Below are 17,075 nucleotides of genomic sequence, written 5' to 3' on the forward strand. Positions count from 1 at the left end.
TATCCGCCGCCGGGGCCTATCGCGACCCATGACCGAGGAGGCCATCACGCCCGAGGAACTCCAGCGGCGGCTCGATTCCGGCGAACGGGTGACGGTGCTCGACACCCGCAACCGGGACGAGGTCGAGGCGTGGGCCATCGACGGCCCGGGCGTCGAGCGACACCACGTCCCCTACACGAAGTTCCTCTCGGCGAAGGTCACCGGTGGGGCGGCCGACCTCCTCCCCGACGGGGTGGCCGAACCCGTGATCGCCGTCTGTCCCCGCGGGGAGGCGAGCGACGAGGTGGCCGAGCTCCTCCGCTCGGAGGGGGTCGCGGCGGTGAACCTCGCCGGTGGGATGGAGGGGTGGGCGCGGGTCTACACCGCCCGGGAACTCCCCGCGGAGGCGACCGGCGACGCCACCGTCGTCCAGTACCGCCGGCCCTCGTCGGGCTGTCTCGCCTACCTGATCGTTTCGGGCGAGTCGGGAAGCGACGGGAGGGAAGCGGCGGTCGTCGACCCGCTCCGAGCGTTCGCCGACCGATACGCCGAGGACGCCCGCGAGCGCGGGACGGAGCTCGTCTACGCCGTCGACACGCACGTCCACGCCGACCACGTCTCGGGGGTGCGCGACGTCGCCGAACTGACGGGTGCCACGCCCGTCACGTCCGCGAAGGCGGTCGAGCGAGGCGTCGCGTTCGACGTCGAGACGGTCGCCGACGGCGAAACCCTCGAACTCGAGGGAACGGGAATCGAGGTCCACGAGACGCCCGGTCACACGACGGGGATGATCTCGCTGCGAGTCGGCGACGCGCTCCTCACCGGGGACACGCTGTTCGCACCGGGCGTCCCACGACCGGATCTCCAGGACGGCGACGAGCGGACGGCCGACTACGCCCGGGAACTCCACCGGACGCTCACCGAGCGGTTCGAGCGGTTCGAGGACTCGGTGCTCGTCGCGCCGGGGCACTTCACGCCCGGGCAGCCACCCGGAGAGGACGGGACGTACACGGCCCGGCTGGGTGACCTTCGGGACTCGCTCTCGGTGTTCTCGCTCGACCGCGAGGCGTTCGTCGAGCGGATGCGCGCCGACGTACCGCCACGGCCGGCGAACTTCGAGACGATCGTCGCCACGAATCTCGGCCGCGAGAGCCTCTCCGACGAGGATGCCTTCGAGGCCGAACTCGGCCCGAACAACTGCGCCGCGGCCGCCGACTAAGTGCCGTGCTCGACCCGGATGCCGCCCGCGAGCACCTCCTGACCGACCGCCGGGCGGTCGTCGAGGCGACCATCGAGTGCGCGGACGCGGTCGCGGCGTCGTGGCCCGAACGGTGGACGACCGACCGCGAGCGGGTGATCGAACCGCTCCGTGCGGCGCTCTCCGAGGCCGGACTGCTCGGGACCTACCCGTCGGTGCTCGCCGAGTGCGTCGCGTGCGCGGGTGGGGAACTCCGTGCCGAACCCGTCCCGTACCCGCCGTACGTCGCCGTGACGACCAGGGGGCCGGTCCTCCGCGCGACGCTCTCGCCCGAGCGGCTCGTCGTCACGCTCTCCGTCTTCGAGGTGGAGCGGTCGACGGCCGGCCCGCGGTACGTCCGCGGCGCGACGAAGCCCGAGGCGGCAGTCGACGTCGCGGTTCGGTGAACGGCGGCGACAGCTCGTACGAATCGACGGAGCGATCCGTAGCTCCGTACCCGTACGGTACCGGATTCGACGGGACCGGCGTGTGAGATACGGGGCGCGTATTCGACACGTATGGACCTTCTCGCCCGTCGCCACGGTTCTCGAACAGCAGAGTCACGCACTCCGAGCGACCCGGTTCAGTGCGGCCTCCATCGGACGAGCACGGCACTGTGAATGGTTCGGATCGAGAACCCGGCGGGTGGGTGCATCCGTGGTCTGTCACCGGCGTCCGGCGTGGCGCTGGCCTGTCGCTCACCGCGGCCCGAAGACGTGGACCGGACAGTCGGTCTCGTCGTCGAGCACGACCGAGAACAGGTCGCGGTCCCGGAGGCCGTGCGGCCGATCGGCGAGGCGCCGACCGACGCGACGACTGGTTCCGGCGTACGTTTCCGGTCTCGAACTCTCCCTGGTAGCTATTCTCGTTCTCCTGATGACCGAGATTCCGAGTCGTTCATCTCGTCCCTGGCGTGGATCTTGGCCTGTTCGCGAGCGCTGGGATTGACCGACTCCTTGAACGGAACCCTCGCGACAGTCGCGTAGACGGGTTCGCCGGCCTCCTCGGCGTACTCGTCCGGGAGGTGGACTTCGAACTCCAGGTCGAGGTCCGCGTCGTATATCGAGTCGTCGAGCGGAACGTCGGTCGCGGCCTGCAGTTTCGCCGCCGGCACGAACGCGAGGCCGATGTTGGTCTCGAGATCCGGATTCCACCACGCCGAGGTCACGTAGCCACACTCGTCGCCGGTCTCCGGATCCGAGACGATCCAGAAGTCGGGGGCGTAGTCCCGGATCGGTTCGCCGGCCATCTTCAGGCCGACCAGTTTGTGCGTGAACGGGAACTCACCGTTCTCGATGGCTTCCTGCTGGCGTTCCAGTTCGGCCTTGCCGACGTAGTCCGCGTCCTTGTCGTCGGGAACCTGAAATCCGAGGTTGACCTGGAACGGCGATGTCTCGTCGTCCATGTCCTGTCCCAGCGACATGATTCCGGCAGCGATACGTCGCTGATGGGATATCGCCGTCGCGGCACCGCCGTGTGCTTCGACCGTTTCGAGCACCGGGTTCCACACCGCTTCGGCGTTCTTCGTCGCCTCACGGACGTATATCTCGAAGCCCGCCTCCCCGGAGAAGCCAGTCTGACTCACCAGCACCGGGACATCGTCGACCGTGGCTTCCATCAGTCCGTAGTACGGGATGTCTTCGACGACGTCCCCGACGAGCGACTCCATCACGGCGGGCGACTTCGGGCCCTGGACCTGCATCGGCGAGACGTCGATCTCGTCGATGTCGACGTCGAAGTCGGAGTCGACGGTGACCCCTTGCAGCCACTGTTTCAGGTCGGCGTCCGCGATGGAGAACCAGAACTCGTCGTCGGCGAGCCGTAACAGGACGAAGTCGTTGAGGATCCCGCCGTCCTGATTGCAGCAGATGGCGTACTTCCCACGCATCGGCTCGGTCTCGGTCGCGTCTCGCGTGATGACGTAGTCGACGAACGCCTCGGCATCGGGACCCTCGACACGGATCTGGCGCTCGACCGCGACGTCCATCAGCGTCACCTCGTTGACCAGCAGATCGTACTCGGCGTCCAGCCCGCCCTCGTCGGGATCGATGTACCCCCGCGGGTGGTACATGTGATTGTAGACCGTCGCCTGCCGACAGCCCGCCTCGACGGAGAGGTGCCAGAACGGCGACTGCCGAACTCGGGTGGAAATCAGGAGGTCGACGTCCGCGTCGCCCGTCTGACGGAGGTTTCTGGGGATGGTGCGATCCGATTGGTCGACGTCGGGGTGGTTCGGGTGGTGTTGATCTCCGGACATTGTCGATCTATTTCGGTGGTTCGACCCGATGGCTGAATAGCGTTGCCCAGATACGCCTGAACCGACTGGCGTCGAACGACGAGGTGACCCCGGCGGGGAGGTAGAATCGTGATTCGGTCGCTCTACCGCGGCCGTCGGTGCGGTGATGCTGTGCCATACACCTGCATAGCAGGGCCGTGACCGCGTCGTTCTGTAGCTTATGCGTATAACCCGTTTATATCGGGAGGGAAGAGCCCGTGTATCCCTGGGCCCCTCTCGCACGTCGCTCGGTGAGAGCGGTGAGAGCAACGAGGGGAGCAGAGACGGACGACTATCGTCACGACAGACGCCCCGAGAGTTCTCGGATTCGCGTCCACTCTGCTCCGAATCGGTCTGCCGCTGGCTCTGAATCCGTCCTCTACTTCGTCCCAGCGGCCATCGTATCACTCACCGCAGAGCGGCGTCCGACTCCTGCACGTACCCTCTGTACGCAACATGCGGATCCTGGTATCACCTCATCAGTTCGCTCGGACGCTGCTGGATAGAGGGCGCATCTCGGTCGAGCCACTATCAGCGGGGTGCAATACGATGCTGTGCGACAGCAATGCGCACCGCCGATCGGGTCAACCGAGCAGGTCGATTCCAGATCCGTCCGTGGATCAGGGAGCGAACGAAGAACCGGTAAAGCGGTCTCCCACGGAGGTGTTCCCCGGGGAGCCACCGTGGGAGACGGTGATGATGATTCGTGCCTGGTTACTGGCGAAAAAACCAGTACTGCTCCCTGGTGGACGGTCTACCTCTGACGGTTCCGACACTCTCTGCGTGGTCCAGGAAACGCCGACCGGTGCCTCCGTCTCCTGGCTGATTCCTGCTCGAACCAGGATCTCTAGCGCGTTGAGCGATTGGATCTCGGAACCACTGCTAGTCACCGCCGGGTGAGGGGTTGCCGTCCTCGACATCGATCACGACGGATCCCCGTTCGTCGAGCCGTTCTATCCACTCGGCGAACTCCTCGGTGTCCATGATCCGGAGTTCGTTGCCCAGACCCACGTAGACCGTATAGCACATCAACAGCAGTACGAAGCTAAACGGAAGTCCGGCGGTGATCGAGGCGGTCTGGAGCGCGGCCAGTCCGCCTCCGATCAGCAGGACGGCGGCGATGACGCCCTCGATGACGGCCCAGAAGATCCGCTGAGCAGCCGGCACGTCGTGTTTGCCCCCGGAGGTCAGGTGATCGATCACGAGCGAGCCGGAATCCGAGGAAGTGACGAAGAAGGTGATTACGAGGACGACTGCTAACACCGACATGGGAATCGCCAGCGGAAAGTACGAGAACATCTCGTAGATTGCGGTCGCCACGTCCGCGTTCACCGCGGCGACGAGCGAGCCCCCCGTCTCCAGTTCGACGAACAGCGCCGACCCGCCGAACGTGGACATCCAGAAAAACGAGAACAGCGAGGGGACGAGGAGGACGCCGAGTACGAATTCCCGGACCGTCCGGCCCTTCGAGATGCGGGCGATGAACATGCCGACGAACGGCGACCAGGAGATCCACCAGCCCCAGTAGAAGATCGTCCAGCCGCTCTGCCAGGTGTCCCCGCCGCCGGTCTGGCTCCAGAACGCCAGTTCCGGCAGGACGCCGACGTAGGTGCCGAGGCTCGTGACGTAGGTCGAGAGGATGTACAGCGTCGGCCCGACGACGAGCATCAGTCCCAGGAGCATCACCATGAGATAGACGTTGATCTCGCTGAGTCGTCGAACACCGCCATCGAGTCCGGCGGCAACGGACAGGGTGGCGATGGCCGTGATGACGCCGATCAGGACGACCTGAACCCATACTGTCTGCGGGATGGTCACGGGAAGGAACTGTCCGGAAAGCGTCGTGAGACCGGCGTTGACCTGCTGGACGCCGATACCGAGTGACGTCGAGAGCCCGAACAGCGTCGCGATGACCGAGATGATGTCGATGGCGTGGCCGGTCCAGCCGTAGATGCGTTCACCAAGCAACGGCCAGAAGATCGAGCGGAAGGTCAGGGGCAAGCCGCGATTGAACGAAAAGAACGCCAGTCCGAGGCCGACGAGTGCGTACGTCGCCCACGGGTGGATCCCCCAGTGAAAGAACGTGGTGGCCATCGCGGCCCCGCCGGCCGCGGCGCTCCCGCTCTGGACGCCGTCAAAGAAGGGTGGGACGGTTCCGAAATGGAAGACCGGCTCGGCCACGCTGAAAAACATGAGCCCGATACCCATGCCGGCGCTGAACAGCATCGCGATCCAGGAGAAGTCGGAGAACTCCTTGTCGGCTTCCACGCCCCCGAGCCGGATCGTCCCGTACTTGCCCAGGGCGAAGTAGAGGACGACGATGATAAAGACGTTCACCGAGAGAACGTAGAACCACCCCGCGACAGCGGAGATTCCGGTCTGGATCGCGACGAACGTTCCCCCGATATGCGACTGGAAGGCCAGCGTGAACGCGATGAAGAGCGCAATCACCAGACACGAGATAGGAAACACTCGCGGATGGACGTCGACCCCGAACATCTGGACGTTCGTGTCGCCCGGTTCGCGGTCGGTATCCGGATGGAAGAGTTCTACCTGAAGTCCCTCGGAGGTCTCCCCGACGACCTCGTCCTCATCATCCGAGGACATCGACCCGCTCCTCCGCAGTGAATTGCCGACGAGAGCCCGTGCGAGGTCCCGCGTCGCGTCGGTTGAGAGCCCCGTTTCCGGTCCTCCGTGGCACCGACGGATCTGGAGGGATCCGTCTGGTCGTCACGGGAGCTGATAGAGGTTTGTTAACATTTATCATGTCTCACCTCGTGGCTGTAGTTGGAATACTCTTTCGCCGAACGACGGTCGTTACTTCGGCTTCGTTCGAATCCTCGGTCAGTGACGGGTTTCAGCGGCCGTGCTGCATACAGGGCGCGTCTCGTGCAAAGCTCCCGAAGAAACACACCATAATCGATGCCCGTTTGTCGCGCTTGAATGTCCGGAACCGTGTCAACACAGCTCAGGCCAGGCTATATACTCAGGTAGTATAATGATTGTTGATTGTAAACCATGGCAACTACTGCAGTCAGCACCCGGAGTATCGACCTCGTTCACCGATTCATGGACGACGTGGTCGTCGACCGCGATTACGGTCGTATCGCTGACCTCTCTGAAGACTTCCTCCAGCACGACCTCGTGAGGGGCATGGATGTCCACGGCCACGACGAATTCGAAGAGATGCGGCGAATGTTCGACGCCGCGTTCTCCGACACCCGGAGAACCAACGTACTCTCGTTCGCGTCCGAGGGCGGCGAATACGCCTGCTCGGTGGACACGCTTCGGGCCACTCACGACGGCGAGTTCATGGGGATCGCCCCGACCGATGCCTCCGTGGAGATCCAGGCAGTCACTATGTACCGGATCCAGAACGACCGAATCGCGGAGATGTGGAACCTCGGGAACTGGCTCGGCCTCCTTCAAGGGATCGGGGCCGTCCCTCCCTTAGACGAACTCGCAGCCTGATCTCTCACACCGGCGATCGCCCTCCAATATGCCGTGCTGAACATAACCTCTGTATGCAGCAGGCGGTTTCTGATGCCACGCCGGTAGTTCGTCCAGGTATCGCTGAATACGGTACTCGAATTCACCGCCGGTCGGAACCCGGTTTCGAGCCACTCGACCCGTTCAGGACGGCGGAGCTACGCGTCGGCCACGTGGCTCTCCAGGCCGACCACGATCGGGTCGAACATCTCCGTCACTCCCCGGTCATTCTGCGTCTCCGGCTGCCACTCTTCGGGCGTGAAAACGCCACCCAGCTCGTGGACGGAGGCGGTGTCGACACCACGATACTGACACACCGCCCAGATCGCCGCGGATTCCATGTCCAGCGTGAGGACTCCGTCGTGGCCGTACGCTCTGATCTCGGGGATCGTTTCGCGGTAGAAGGCGCTCGTCGTCCACGTCGTCCCCCGCCGTGTGTCGAACCCCGCCTCCGAGAGGGCGTCGTCCAGGCCGTCGACGAGCGACGCTGTCGGTGTCACCGGCTTCTCGTCAGGGATGTAGTGGTAGGAGACCCCCTCGTCCCTGATGACGTCGGTGGGGAGGATGGCCGCTTCGGGTGGAACGTCCGTTTGCAGTCCCGCGCCACCGCCCAACAGGACGACGGCCTCGGCACCCGCTGCGATGAGGTTCTCGGTGACGATCGCCGAGATCGGCGCTCCGGTTCCCCACTCGTGGACGGGGACGTACCCGACCGTCTCGGTCACCGGGTAGAGATGCTGTGAGCGGACGATCCGGACCGGCGGGTCGGCCCGTTGTTCGACGAACTCCGTGAGTTTCGGCTGGTATCCGAGAACCGCGGCCGGAGGAACGTCCGGCAGTCCCTCGCTCCCCATCCCGACCACCTCCTCCGGGGAGAACACTGCTTCCGCCTCGTATTTGTCCCTGTAGTTGGGGATCACGACCCCTCGTTGGTTTCGCCCCGTCAAAGCCGTTCTCCGTCCCCGTGATTCGGGATCGGGGAGACCAGCGACCCGGGAACCCCGGACGGATAATCCACTGGGATGTGTGCGAAGAGGGCGACTGTCACGGTGGGTTCACCCACTGAATCGGTCAGCACGCGCTCGAGCAATCGAGAGACCGCCACGGCAGAGCGTCCGAAGACGCCTGTAGATCAGTATCAGATCGAGCCGAGCTTGTCCCGGGTGTGGACGTCGACCTCGTGGACCATCGACGACGACCGCTCAGGGTTAGTGGATGCAGGACTCCGTACTGCGTTCAGGGGTGACGCGGGTCAGCGCCCGCCAGCGAGCGTCAGGGTCGGGTAGTCGGCGATCACGCCGTGGACGCCCGCCTCGCGCAGGCGCTTGAGGTCGTGCCAGGTCCGCGCGGTCCAGGCGTTCACCTCACAGCCGGCCCCGACCGCGCGGCCGACGAGCCCGGGGTCCGAGAACACGGCCTCCTTCGCCGGGTGGAGCGCGGTCGAGCCGTGCTCACGCGCGACCGCACGGCCGGCCTCGACGGTCTCCGGACCGCAGAGCGGGGCGGTCCGGCGGGTCGAACGGTCGGCGACCTCGGCGATCGCCGCCTCGCAGAACGAGGAGACGAGTACCCGGTCGAGCGGGTCGAGGGTGTCGAGGACGCGGGCGACGAACGGAGCCCACAGCTCGCGCTGTGCCGCGAGTGACTCCCCGCGAAGCTTCTCCCCCGGGCGGACGTCGAGAGACCCCGGGTTCTTGAGTTCGACGTTCAGCCGGACGCCGGTCGGGAGCGCCTCGACGACCGCCGCGAGCGTCGGCACCGTCCACCCGCTGTCGAGCACCTCCGCGCCGACGACCGTCTCGCGGTCGGTCTCCCAGACGACGCCCGAGGCGTCGGTCAGGCCGGGCGAGCCGTCGTCGCGCTCGTCGAGGCGGGCGTCGTGGAAGACGACGGGCGTCCCGTCCGCACACGGCATCGTGTCGACCTCGACGGTGCGGACCTCCGGGTGGAGCCCGGCGGCGGTGACGGCCGCCGTCGTGTTCTCCGGGAAGGTCCCCGCGAACCCGCGGTGGGCGATGAGGTCGATGGTCACGTGCCCGGGGTTCAGCGGAGGCCGGTAAAAGCCTGCTCCAGTGTCCCGAGCTACCGGTTCGCATTGGAAGCGGAGTCCGCCCCGCGGGACGGGGTGAGCGGCGGGAGCGGCGGGAGCGGCGACGGGCGCACGGGATCGCGGACGGGAACTGAGATCGATTTAAGCGCCCCCCGGCCCACGCCGACCGCATGCGACTCCAGGATCGGACGGTGCTCGTCACCGGGGCCGGATCGGGGCTCGGGCGGCGGATCAGCTACCGGGCCGCCGAGGCGGGCGCGACCGTGATCGTCACCGACGTCGACCGCGAGGGTGGAGAGGGGACCGTCGGGATGGCGGCCGAGACGTCAGGTGACGCCGTGTTCCACGAACTCGACGTCACGGACGGCGGGGCGTTCCACGACCTCGTCGACGCCGTCGTCGAGGAGTACGGCCTCGACGGTCTCGTGAACAACGCCGGGATCGCCCACCGTGCGGCCGACGCCGAGGAGCTCGACGCCGAGGAACTGGAGGCGGTGCTCGACGTGAACGTCCGGGGGGTGTGGAACGGCTGTCACGCCGCGCTCCCGCACCTCAAGGCGCAGGGCTCGGGGAGTATCGTCAACGTGGCGTCGCTCGCGGGCTTCATCGGGATGCCCAAGCAGTCGATCTACTCGCTGACGAAGGGCGCGGTGCTGAACTTCACCCGTGCGGTCGCCGCCGAGGCCGGGAGCGAGGGCGTCCGGGTCAACGCCGTCTGTCCGGGCATCGTCGACACGCCGCTCGCGGCGCAGGCGTTCGACGCCTACGGCGACGACCCCGAAGCGGTGAAAGAGCGGATGGCGAGACAGTACCCGCTGGGTCGGCTCGGCGAACCCGACGACGTGGCGAGGCCCGTGGTGTTCCTCCTCAGCGACGACGCCGCCTGGATCACGGGCCACGGCCTCGTCATCGACGGCGGCTACTCCATCTCGTAGTCGGGGGCTCCTGGCCGGGCGAGGGGAGACGGGGAGAGATACACCGGAATCCGGGGCGGTATAAACCCGCTCGCCGTCGTTCCGGCCATGGGCGAGGAGAACGGCGGCATCGATCTGGACCGGTTCGTCTCGCCGTCGCAGACGCTCATCCGCGTGGTCGAGATCGTCGCCGCGTACCTGCTGGCGGGGCTGTTCGCCATCGGCGTCGTCGACCTGTTCCTCTCCATCTTCGGTCTGATCCGGACGGGTGCCATCTTCGACCCCGACGCGGGCATCGACCGGATCCTCAACGTGATCGACAAGGCACTGCTGCTGTTCATCGTCGTCGAGCTCTACCAGACCGTCGTCGCCTACACCCGGGAGGAGAGCGTCACACGGATCGTCATCGTCGCGGGGCTCATCGCCATCTCCCGGAAGATAATCAGCTTCCGGCCCGGTGACTTCGGGACGACCGAGGAGCTGCTGGTGAACGCGGCGGCGTACACCGTCCTGCTGCTCTCGCTCGTCGTCGCGTACTACGTCGTCCAGTCGACCGAGAGGGCAGGGGACCGGGGGGTCGAACCGGGAGGGGAGCTCGTCGAGGAGGGGACGGACGAGCCGGTGGGCCCGGGCTCCTGAGCGGCCGTCGGGGGGAGGGAGGAGGAGGGACCTACTCAGTCCCGACGGGCGAGGACGAGCGCGGCGAGGACGACCCCGAGGACGGCCGCGAGGGGACCGAACCCGGGCAGGCTCACCGACGTGGTCGTCGGGACGGGCGTTTCCGTCGGCTCCGACGTCGCGGTCGACGTGATCGTCGGCGTCGGCGAGAGCGTCGAGCCGTCCGCGTTCACGCCGACGACGGTCACCTCCGCGGAGGTGACACCGTCGGCGCTGGCGGTCAGGGTGTGGTTCCCGCCGCTCTCGATGGTGACCCGGGCCTCCCCGTCGTCGTCGGTCTCGGCGACCGACTCCCCGTCGAGACTGATCGTCGCGTTGGCGACGGGGTCGCCGTACGCGTCGACGACGTCGAGGGCCGTCGACTCGCCGACGACGACCTGCCTGTTGGTCGGCTGGACGACGAGCGTCGGCTCGCGCTGTATCGTCAGCCGGATGCTGTCAGAGGACTCGTCGACCGAGTACTGCCGCCGGGCGGTGTCGTACTCGGGTTGGGTCGCCCGCACCGTGTGCCTGGTGTTCACCGCGACAGCGAACACCGCGGTCCCGCCCGTGGTCCGGACGGTCCCGACGTCCCCGAACTGGACGGTCGCGTTGTTCACGGGCCGCGGGTCGTCGAAGTGGTCGTCGACCACCAGGACTTCGACCTGTGTCGCTCCGGTCCGCATCGGCACCTCGACCTCGGTGTCCTCCGAGTCGACGTCGACCCTCGTCCGGTTGGTGTAGTAGGTCGGCTTGCCGGTCACGAGCGTGTACCGGCCCTGTTCGACGACGCCGGTGGAGAACGTCCCGTCGGCGTCCGTCTCCCCCGAGGCCACCCTCTCGCCGGCCTGGACGAGTCGGACCGAGGCGCTATCGACCGGCCCCGACGGGGACGTCAGGGAGACGGTCGCCGACCCCTTCCGGGCCACCTCGACGGTCACCTCCTGTCCGGTCGCCTCGTCGACGAACACCGGGAAGTTCCGGATGAACCGCTCGGAGGAGACCGAGAGCATCACCGGCGAGCCACGGGGAACGTCGACGAACGCCTTGCCGTTACTGGCCGTCGTCACCGTCGTTCCCTCACCATCGCCCCACGTCGCGTTGATCGTCGCGCCGGCCACCTGTCCCCCATCCTGTGAGATCACCTCGACCGTCAGCGTCACCTGCTCCTGTGTCGCCCCCCGTTCGGCACCGGCCACCCCGGCGGGGAACGTCGCGGATGCGAGGAGGGTGACGACGACGAGAGAGACCAGAACCCTTCGCATACCCAAACCGTCTCGCCGCGCGTATTTAACTACCCCGACCGATAGCAGCCGGTTTCCCCGTGAAACGAACGCTGTCACGGAGTTCCGGAGATGTCGACACACAGTCACTTCTGCGACCGTTCCCGGTGTGGCTCACCACACTCGGTCGCCGAGCAGCGCAGGGAGCGGGCTCGCGAGCGCAGTGAGAGGACCTCATAGGGATCATCGTAGTGGTTCGTAGATCTCCCGCCGAGAATCACGCCCCGCGACCCACGTCGAACGGTCGACTCCGCCGGCTGGCTACGATGATCCCCATCAGTTCCCGATCACGGCGGCGGCGTCCCGGAACAGCCCGTCGAGGATCTCCGGGGTCGTCGGGTGGTAGGCCCGGTCGGGGAGCGCGCGGACGTCCATCCCCCGCTCGACGACCACCTGCATCGTCTTCGCCATCACGTCGGCGTGGTAGTGCAGCCCCTGGTAGCCCAGGACGGTCCCGTCGGTGCCGACGAGGAGCGACGCCAGCCCCTCGGGGTGGGTCTTCGTCGCGAAGACGCCGTCGTCGCTCGCCTGCCGGGTGACGGACTCGAAGTCGATGCCGGCCTCGCGGGCCGAGGCCTCGCTGTGGCCCACCCGCGCGTAGGGGTAGACCGAGAGCCCGGAGAAGACGACGTGGTGGTGGACGTTCTCGTAGGGTTCGAGCGGGTCGCCCCGGGCGTGTCGCAGGACGTTCTCGGCCGCGCGGTGACCCTGCTCCTTGGCGACGTGGAGGATCGGCTCGCGTCCGTTGGCGTCGCCGACGACGAAGACGTGCTCCGCGTCCGCGGCCCGCATCGTGTCCTCGACCCACCCCTCGCCGGGCGAGAGTCCCGTTCTCTCTAGCCCGAGCCCGTCGACGTTCGGCCGCCGACCGGTGAACGTCACGAGCCGGTCGGCCTCGACGGTCAGGTCCTCGGGGACGCCCGCGTCGTCCCCCGGCGGTGAGCGTTCGAGGTGGAGTCGCACGCCGTCGTCGGTCGCCTCGACCGACCGCTCGTAGGTGTGTGTCAGCACCTCGATACCGAACGCCTCGCGGTAGAGGTCGAGCAGGACGTCGCCGAACGCCGGGTCGGCCTCGTCGAGCGGTCGCGCGTCGTGCTCGACGACGGTGACGTCGGTGCCGCCGGCCTCCGCGAGGTAGGGGGCGAGTTCGAGCCCCACGTACCCGAACCCCATGATCACGACGCTCTCGGGGAGGCTCGTCGCGTCGAGTATCTCGGAACTCGACATCGGGTCGACCTCGTCGATCCCGGGGAGTTCGGGGAGGTTCAGGGCGGAGCCGGTGGCGACGACGACGTAGTCCGGATCGAACTCGCGGTCGCCCACCCGTACCCGTCGCTCCCCGACGAACCGCCCGCGATCGTGGAGGAACTCGACGTTCTCGCGCTCGGCCATCCGGTGGACGGTGGCGCGGCGGTGGGCCGCGAACTCCGCGACGTGCTCGTCCTTCGTGGCGACCACGGCGTCGAGGTCGACCTCGGGGACCCCCCGGACGCGGTCGTCGTGACGGACCTGGAACCGGTGGGCCGCCGCCGAGAGCACCTCCTTCGAGGGCATGCAGCCGTCGAGGATGCAGAGCCCGCCGCCGGGCTCGCCGTCGTCGACGAGCGTCAGCTCGAGATCGACCGACGGGTCGTCGTCGGCGAGGTCGAGCAGGCGGCCGGCGGTGGCGACCCCGGCGCTCCCGTACGCGCCGATGACCAGGACGTGCATGGCGGGCGGTCGAGGGGGGGCGACATATGTCTGTGCCTGGTGGAGGTCGTGTCCGCTTGCGTGTTGACGGGGCGACCGTCGAGAGGAGGACCTGGCGTGTGTCTCAGACGATGTACCCCTGCCAGAACCCGTACCGGTCGCGGATCTTCCCCTTCGGCACGTTGAGCCCGACGAGTAGCCCGCCCGCGAGGACGGCGCTCCACAGCGCCATCGCCGGCGCGCCCCCGAGCAGCCACGGGGCGAGGACGATCCACGCCCCCAGTGGGACGTTGACGAACCGGAGCGCACGGGCCGGCTCGGCGGTGGCCATCACGGTGAAGGAGACGACGAGCGCCCCGATCAGGTGGCTGCTGTCCGCGAGCATACCTTCGGTCCCGAAGACCCACGGCGAGAGCATCAGCCAGAAGCCCAGCACCATCGACGCCACCAGATACCACGGGATCGAGACGCCCCAGAACATCCCGGCGGGACGGTCACGCTCGCCGCGCGTCTCCCCGGGGATACCCGCATCCTCCTCCGAGAGCTTCCCGCCCATCCAGAACGCGTGCCAGAGAGAGACACCCTCGTCCGTGCGACGCTTCAGGAGCTGGAACATGGCGACGACCTCGTCGAACGACAGCGAGATCATCCAGAGCATGCCGAACGCCGAGAGCAGGCACAGCGTACACCAGGTGCCGACGAGGATGGGCTGGGAGATCACCAGGAGGACCTGCACGAACCCGAGCGGGATGACGACGATGCCGAAGAACGTCACCATCCAGGGCATCGTCCGCCACCGGGTGTTGTCGCCCATGAACCCCATCAGCCCCTCGAGCGCGTACGCGACCGCGCCGAGCCCCGCGTCGGAGATGGGGAACGCCTGCGACAGTTGCGAGTCGAGGATCCGCCGGGTGCCGTCGCCGAAGACGGGATCCCAGACCGCGTCGATGTACCCGAGCTGGTAGGCGGCCATGTACCGCGAGGTGATGAACCCGAACAGCGCGAGCGCGATGAGCGGGAACCGCTGAGCCGCCGTCGAGGGGTTGTACGTCCACCCCGGCGGGACGCCCGCGCCGTCCATATCCATGCGCATCATGATGATGACCGAGAACGTGATCACCAGGACGCCGACGAGCGTGTCGTTGAGGTAGGCCGCCGCGGTCGGCGCGTGGAAGACCAGCGGAGCCATCAGTAACCAGAACCCGGCGAGCCCGTTGGCGTACGACGCCCACGGGTTGTCCCGGACGATCGTGATCGTGCTCAGGACGACGAGTAGCGTGCCCGTGATCACGTCGCTCCAGCTCAGTAGCGTGCTCCCGTAGCCGAACGTCATCGGGCTGAAGATCAGCCAGATGCCCAGCGAGATGACGCCGTACTGGATCCACGTCTCCTTGACCGGGTGCATCAGCATCATGTCGCCCGGCTCCTGTTCGTCCTGTCCGTCGCCGTGTTCGTTCGACGTGCTCATGTCATGGTCCTCCGTCGTGCGTGGTCGGTCGCAGTCCCGGGTACGCGGTGGGCGTCTGCTCGGAGGCGGGGGTGGGCGGGTACGCCGTCGCGTCGGAGCGGCCGGCCGCGTCCCGCTCTGCGAGCGAGAGCGCGCCGGTGAGGACCCCGATCTGGCTGAACGCCTGCGGGAAGTTGCCGAGCTGACGGCCCGTCCCCGGATCGAGCTCCTCGGCGAGGAGGCCGAGCGGGCCGGCGAACGTACAGACGCTCTCGAACAGCGACTCGGCCTCCTCGACGCGTCCAGCCGCCACGAGCGCGTCGACCAGCCAGAACGAGCAGACGACGAACCGGCCCTCCTCGCCCGGCAGGCCGTCGTCGCCCTCGAGCCGCGTCACCAGCCCCTCCTCGGTCGTCAGCCGGTCGAGGACCGCGTCGACCGTCCCCTGCATACGGTCGTCGTCCCCGGGCAGGAACCCCACGGTGGGGATGCGGAGCACCGCCGCGTCGAGTTCGTCGTCCGATCCGAACGAGCGGACGAAGCTCCCCAGCGCCTCGTCGTACCCCCGGTCGAGGACCGTTTCGTGAACTCGCGCTCGCGCCTCCTTCCACCGCTCTACGGGCCCCTCGACGTCGGTCTCCTCGACGAGCTTTACCCCCCGGTCGAGCGCCGCCCAGCACATCACCTTCGAGTAGACGAACTGCTCGGGATCGCCGCGCACCTCCCAGATACCGACGTCAGGTTCGTCCCACACGTCGCGGACGTGTTCGATCACGTCCCGGACCAGGTCCCAGTGATCGGGGAGGAGGCCCGCGCCGTAGTGGACCGCCTCGTGGACGCCGACGACGAGTTCGCCGTAGACGTCGAGCTGTCGCTGGGAGGCGGCCTCGTTGCCGATCCTGACCGGCCTCGACCCGCGGTAGCCCTCGAGGTGGTCGAGCGTCCGCTCGTCGAGATCGGTCCGACCGGAGAGCCCGTAGACGGGCTGCATCTCGGCCGGTGACATCCGAGCGCAGTGGGAGAGACAGGCCTCGAAGTAGTCCTCGGCCTCCGCGAGGTGGCCCATCTCGGCCAGCGCCTGCACCGTGAACGCCGAGTCGCGGATCCAGTTGAACCGGTAGTCCCAGTTCCGGCTGCCGCCGATCTCCTCGGGGAGCGACGTGGTCGGTGCCGCAGCGATCGTCCCCGTCTCGCGCTGTATCAGTAGCCTGAGCAGGAGGTCCGACCGGACGGCCAGGTCGTGCCAGGGGCCCTCGACCGGACAGGACCCGTCCGGACACGCGTGGGACCACTCCCGCCAGTAGTCGAGGGTGGCGTCGAGTCTCGCCTCGTGTTCGCCCGGCTCGTTCGGTATCGTCCGGTCGTACCCGAGGACGAACCACCGCGTCTCATCCTCCGACAGCGTGAACGAGGCGCTCGCCGCGCCGTCGCCGACGTCGAACGGGAGGGACGACGAGAGGGACACCGTCTCCCCGTCGCCGCGGGCGGTGACGCCGTGCTCGTCGTGCTCGACGGCCGGGACGGTCCGCGCGTAGTCGAGCCGGGGCTCGAACTCCGTGAGGAGGTCGACGGTCCCCGCCTCGCCGGTGACGCGCCGGTAGAGCGCGCGGTGGTCCTCGGGAACCGTCTCCCCGGGGATCGGCATGAAGTCGGTTACCGTCGCCCGTCCGTCGGGCGTCGAGAGATGTGTCTCCAGGACGTTCGTCCGGTCGACGTACGCCTGTGTCGCCTCGAACCGGCGGGTGGGAGCGACGGTCAGGTGACCGCCGAGTTCGCAGTCGAGGAGCCGGGCGAAGGCGCTCGGCGAGTCGACACGGGGGAAGGGTAGCCAGTCGACCGAGCCGTCGCGTCCGATCAGCGCGACGGTCTCGAGGTTCCCGACCGCGCCGTACTCCTCCAGCGGTCTGTAGGCGGCTCGTTCGCCCCGCGATGATCCGGTCGGCACCTCGTCTCGTCGTGCCATCGTCTCACCGGGCGGCGGTGTTCCGATCGCGAGGCGTCGGTAGGGGCGTTCTCATGGCGCGAGAGGTGAGGGGGCGTCGGGAGCGGCCGCGA

Annotated in this window: 13 protein-coding genes; 5 read left to right on the forward strand and 8 right to left on the reverse strand. The window is 67.5% G+C overall.

Annotation, left to right across the window (positions count from 1 at the left end):
• Positions 1-28 precede the first annotated feature (28 nt).
• Complete coding sequence (locus tag WDJ58_RS20515; protein WP_338915173.1) at positions 29-1,198, forward strand: MBL fold metallo-hydrolase; 1,170 nt, start codon at positions 29-31, stop codon at positions 1,196-1,198.
• Positions 1,199-1,203: 5 nt separating this feature from the next.
• On the forward strand, positions 1,204-1,623 hold the full coding sequence (locus tag WDJ58_RS20520) for a hypothetical protein (RefSeq protein ID WP_338915174.1): 420 nt from the start codon (positions 1,204-1,206) through the stop codon (positions 1,621-1,623).
• Between the two features lie 452 nt (positions 1,624-2,075).
• On the opposite strand, the gene WDJ58_RS20525 is transcribed toward WDJ58_RS20520, so the two are convergent.
• The gene (locus WDJ58_RS20525) at positions 2,076-3,473 is read right to left on the reverse strand and encodes an aminomethyltransferase family protein (protein ID WP_338915175.1); all 1,398 of its coding nucleotides are present in this window, start codon (positions 3,471-3,473) and stop codon (positions 2,076-2,078) included.
• A gap of 900 nt (positions 3,474-4,373) precedes the next feature.
• Positions 4,374-6,098, reverse strand: a complete 1,725-nt coding sequence (locus tag WDJ58_RS20530) for a BCCT family transporter (protein WP_338915176.1) — start codon at positions 6,096-6,098, stop codon at positions 4,374-4,376.
• Positions 6,099-6,509: 411 nt separating this feature from the next.
• On the opposite strand from WDJ58_RS20530, the gene WDJ58_RS20535 reads away from it, so the two are divergent.
• Complete coding sequence (locus WDJ58_RS20535; RefSeq protein WP_338915177.1) at positions 6,510-6,962, forward strand: ester cyclase; 453 nt, start codon at positions 6,510-6,512, stop codon at positions 6,960-6,962.
• A gap of 176 nt (positions 6,963-7,138) precedes the next feature.
• Here the strand turns inward: WDJ58_RS20535 and WDJ58_RS20540 are convergent, their stop codons facing one another.
• Both WDJ58_RS20540 and WDJ58_RS20545 read right to left on the reverse strand, forming a co-directional pair.
• Positions 7,139-7,900: a hypothetical protein gene (locus tag WDJ58_RS20540; protein ID WP_338915178.1), complete on the reverse strand. Its 762-nt coding sequence runs from the start codon at positions 7,898-7,900 to the stop codon at positions 7,139-7,141.
• Positions 7,901-8,232: 332 nt separating this feature from the next.
• Complete coding sequence (locus WDJ58_RS20545; protein WP_338915179.1) at positions 8,233-9,012, reverse strand: glycerophosphodiester phosphodiesterase; 780 nt, start codon at positions 9,010-9,012, stop codon at positions 8,233-8,235.
• A gap of 188 nt (positions 9,013-9,200) precedes the next feature.
• Here WDJ58_RS20545 and WDJ58_RS20550 point away from each other — a divergent pair, with 188 nt between their 5' ends.
• Both WDJ58_RS20550 and WDJ58_RS20555 read left to right on the forward strand, forming a co-directional pair.
• The gene (locus tag WDJ58_RS20550) at positions 9,201-9,965 is read left to right on the forward strand and encodes an SDR family NAD(P)-dependent oxidoreductase (protein ID WP_338915180.1); all 765 of its coding nucleotides are present in this window, start codon (positions 9,201-9,203) and stop codon (positions 9,963-9,965) included.
• 87 nt (positions 9,966-10,052) lie between these two features.
• The gene (locus tag WDJ58_RS20555; RefSeq protein ID WP_338915181.1) at positions 10,053-10,583 is read left to right on the forward strand and encodes a phosphate-starvation-inducible PsiE family protein; all 531 of its coding nucleotides are present in this window, start codon (positions 10,053-10,055) and stop codon (positions 10,581-10,583) included.
• A gap of 35 nt (positions 10,584-10,618) precedes the next feature.
• Here WDJ58_RS20555 and WDJ58_RS20560 read toward each other — a convergent pair whose 3' ends face one another.
• The 4 genes from WDJ58_RS20560 to WDJ58_RS20575 all read right to left on the reverse strand — a co-directional run bounded on the left by WDJ58_RS20560 (position 10,619) and on the right by WDJ58_RS20575 (position 16,983).
• Positions 10,619-11,866, reverse strand: coding sequence for a carboxypeptidase-like regulatory domain-containing protein (locus WDJ58_RS20560; RefSeq protein WP_338915182.1), 1,248 nt, complete (start codon positions 11,864-11,866; stop codon positions 10,619-10,621).
• A gap of 294 nt (positions 11,867-12,160) precedes the next feature.
• A complete protein-coding gene (locus tag WDJ58_RS20565) occupies positions 12,161-13,594 on the reverse strand; it encodes a dihydrolipoyl dehydrogenase family protein (RefSeq protein ID WP_338915183.1) in 1,434 nt (477 codons plus the stop codon).
• A gap of 103 nt (positions 13,595-13,697) precedes the next feature.
• Positions 13,698-15,041: a vitamin K epoxide reductase family protein gene (locus tag WDJ58_RS20570; protein ID WP_338915184.1), complete on the reverse strand. Its 1,344-nt coding sequence runs from the start codon at positions 15,039-15,041 to the stop codon at positions 13,698-13,700.
• 1 nt (position 15,042) lies between these two features.
• The gene (locus WDJ58_RS20575; RefSeq protein WP_338915185.1) at positions 15,043-16,983 is read right to left on the reverse strand and encodes a glycoside hydrolase family 15 protein; all 1,941 of its coding nucleotides are present in this window, start codon (positions 16,981-16,983) and stop codon (positions 15,043-15,045) included.
• Positions 16,984-17,075: the final 92 nt, after the last annotated feature.

The organism is Salinirubellus litoreus (genome assembly GCF_037335815.1).
In the GTDB taxonomy this organism is placed as follows: domain Archaea; phylum Halobacteriota; class Halobacteria; order Halobacteriales; family Haloarculaceae; genus Salinirubellus; species Salinirubellus litoreus.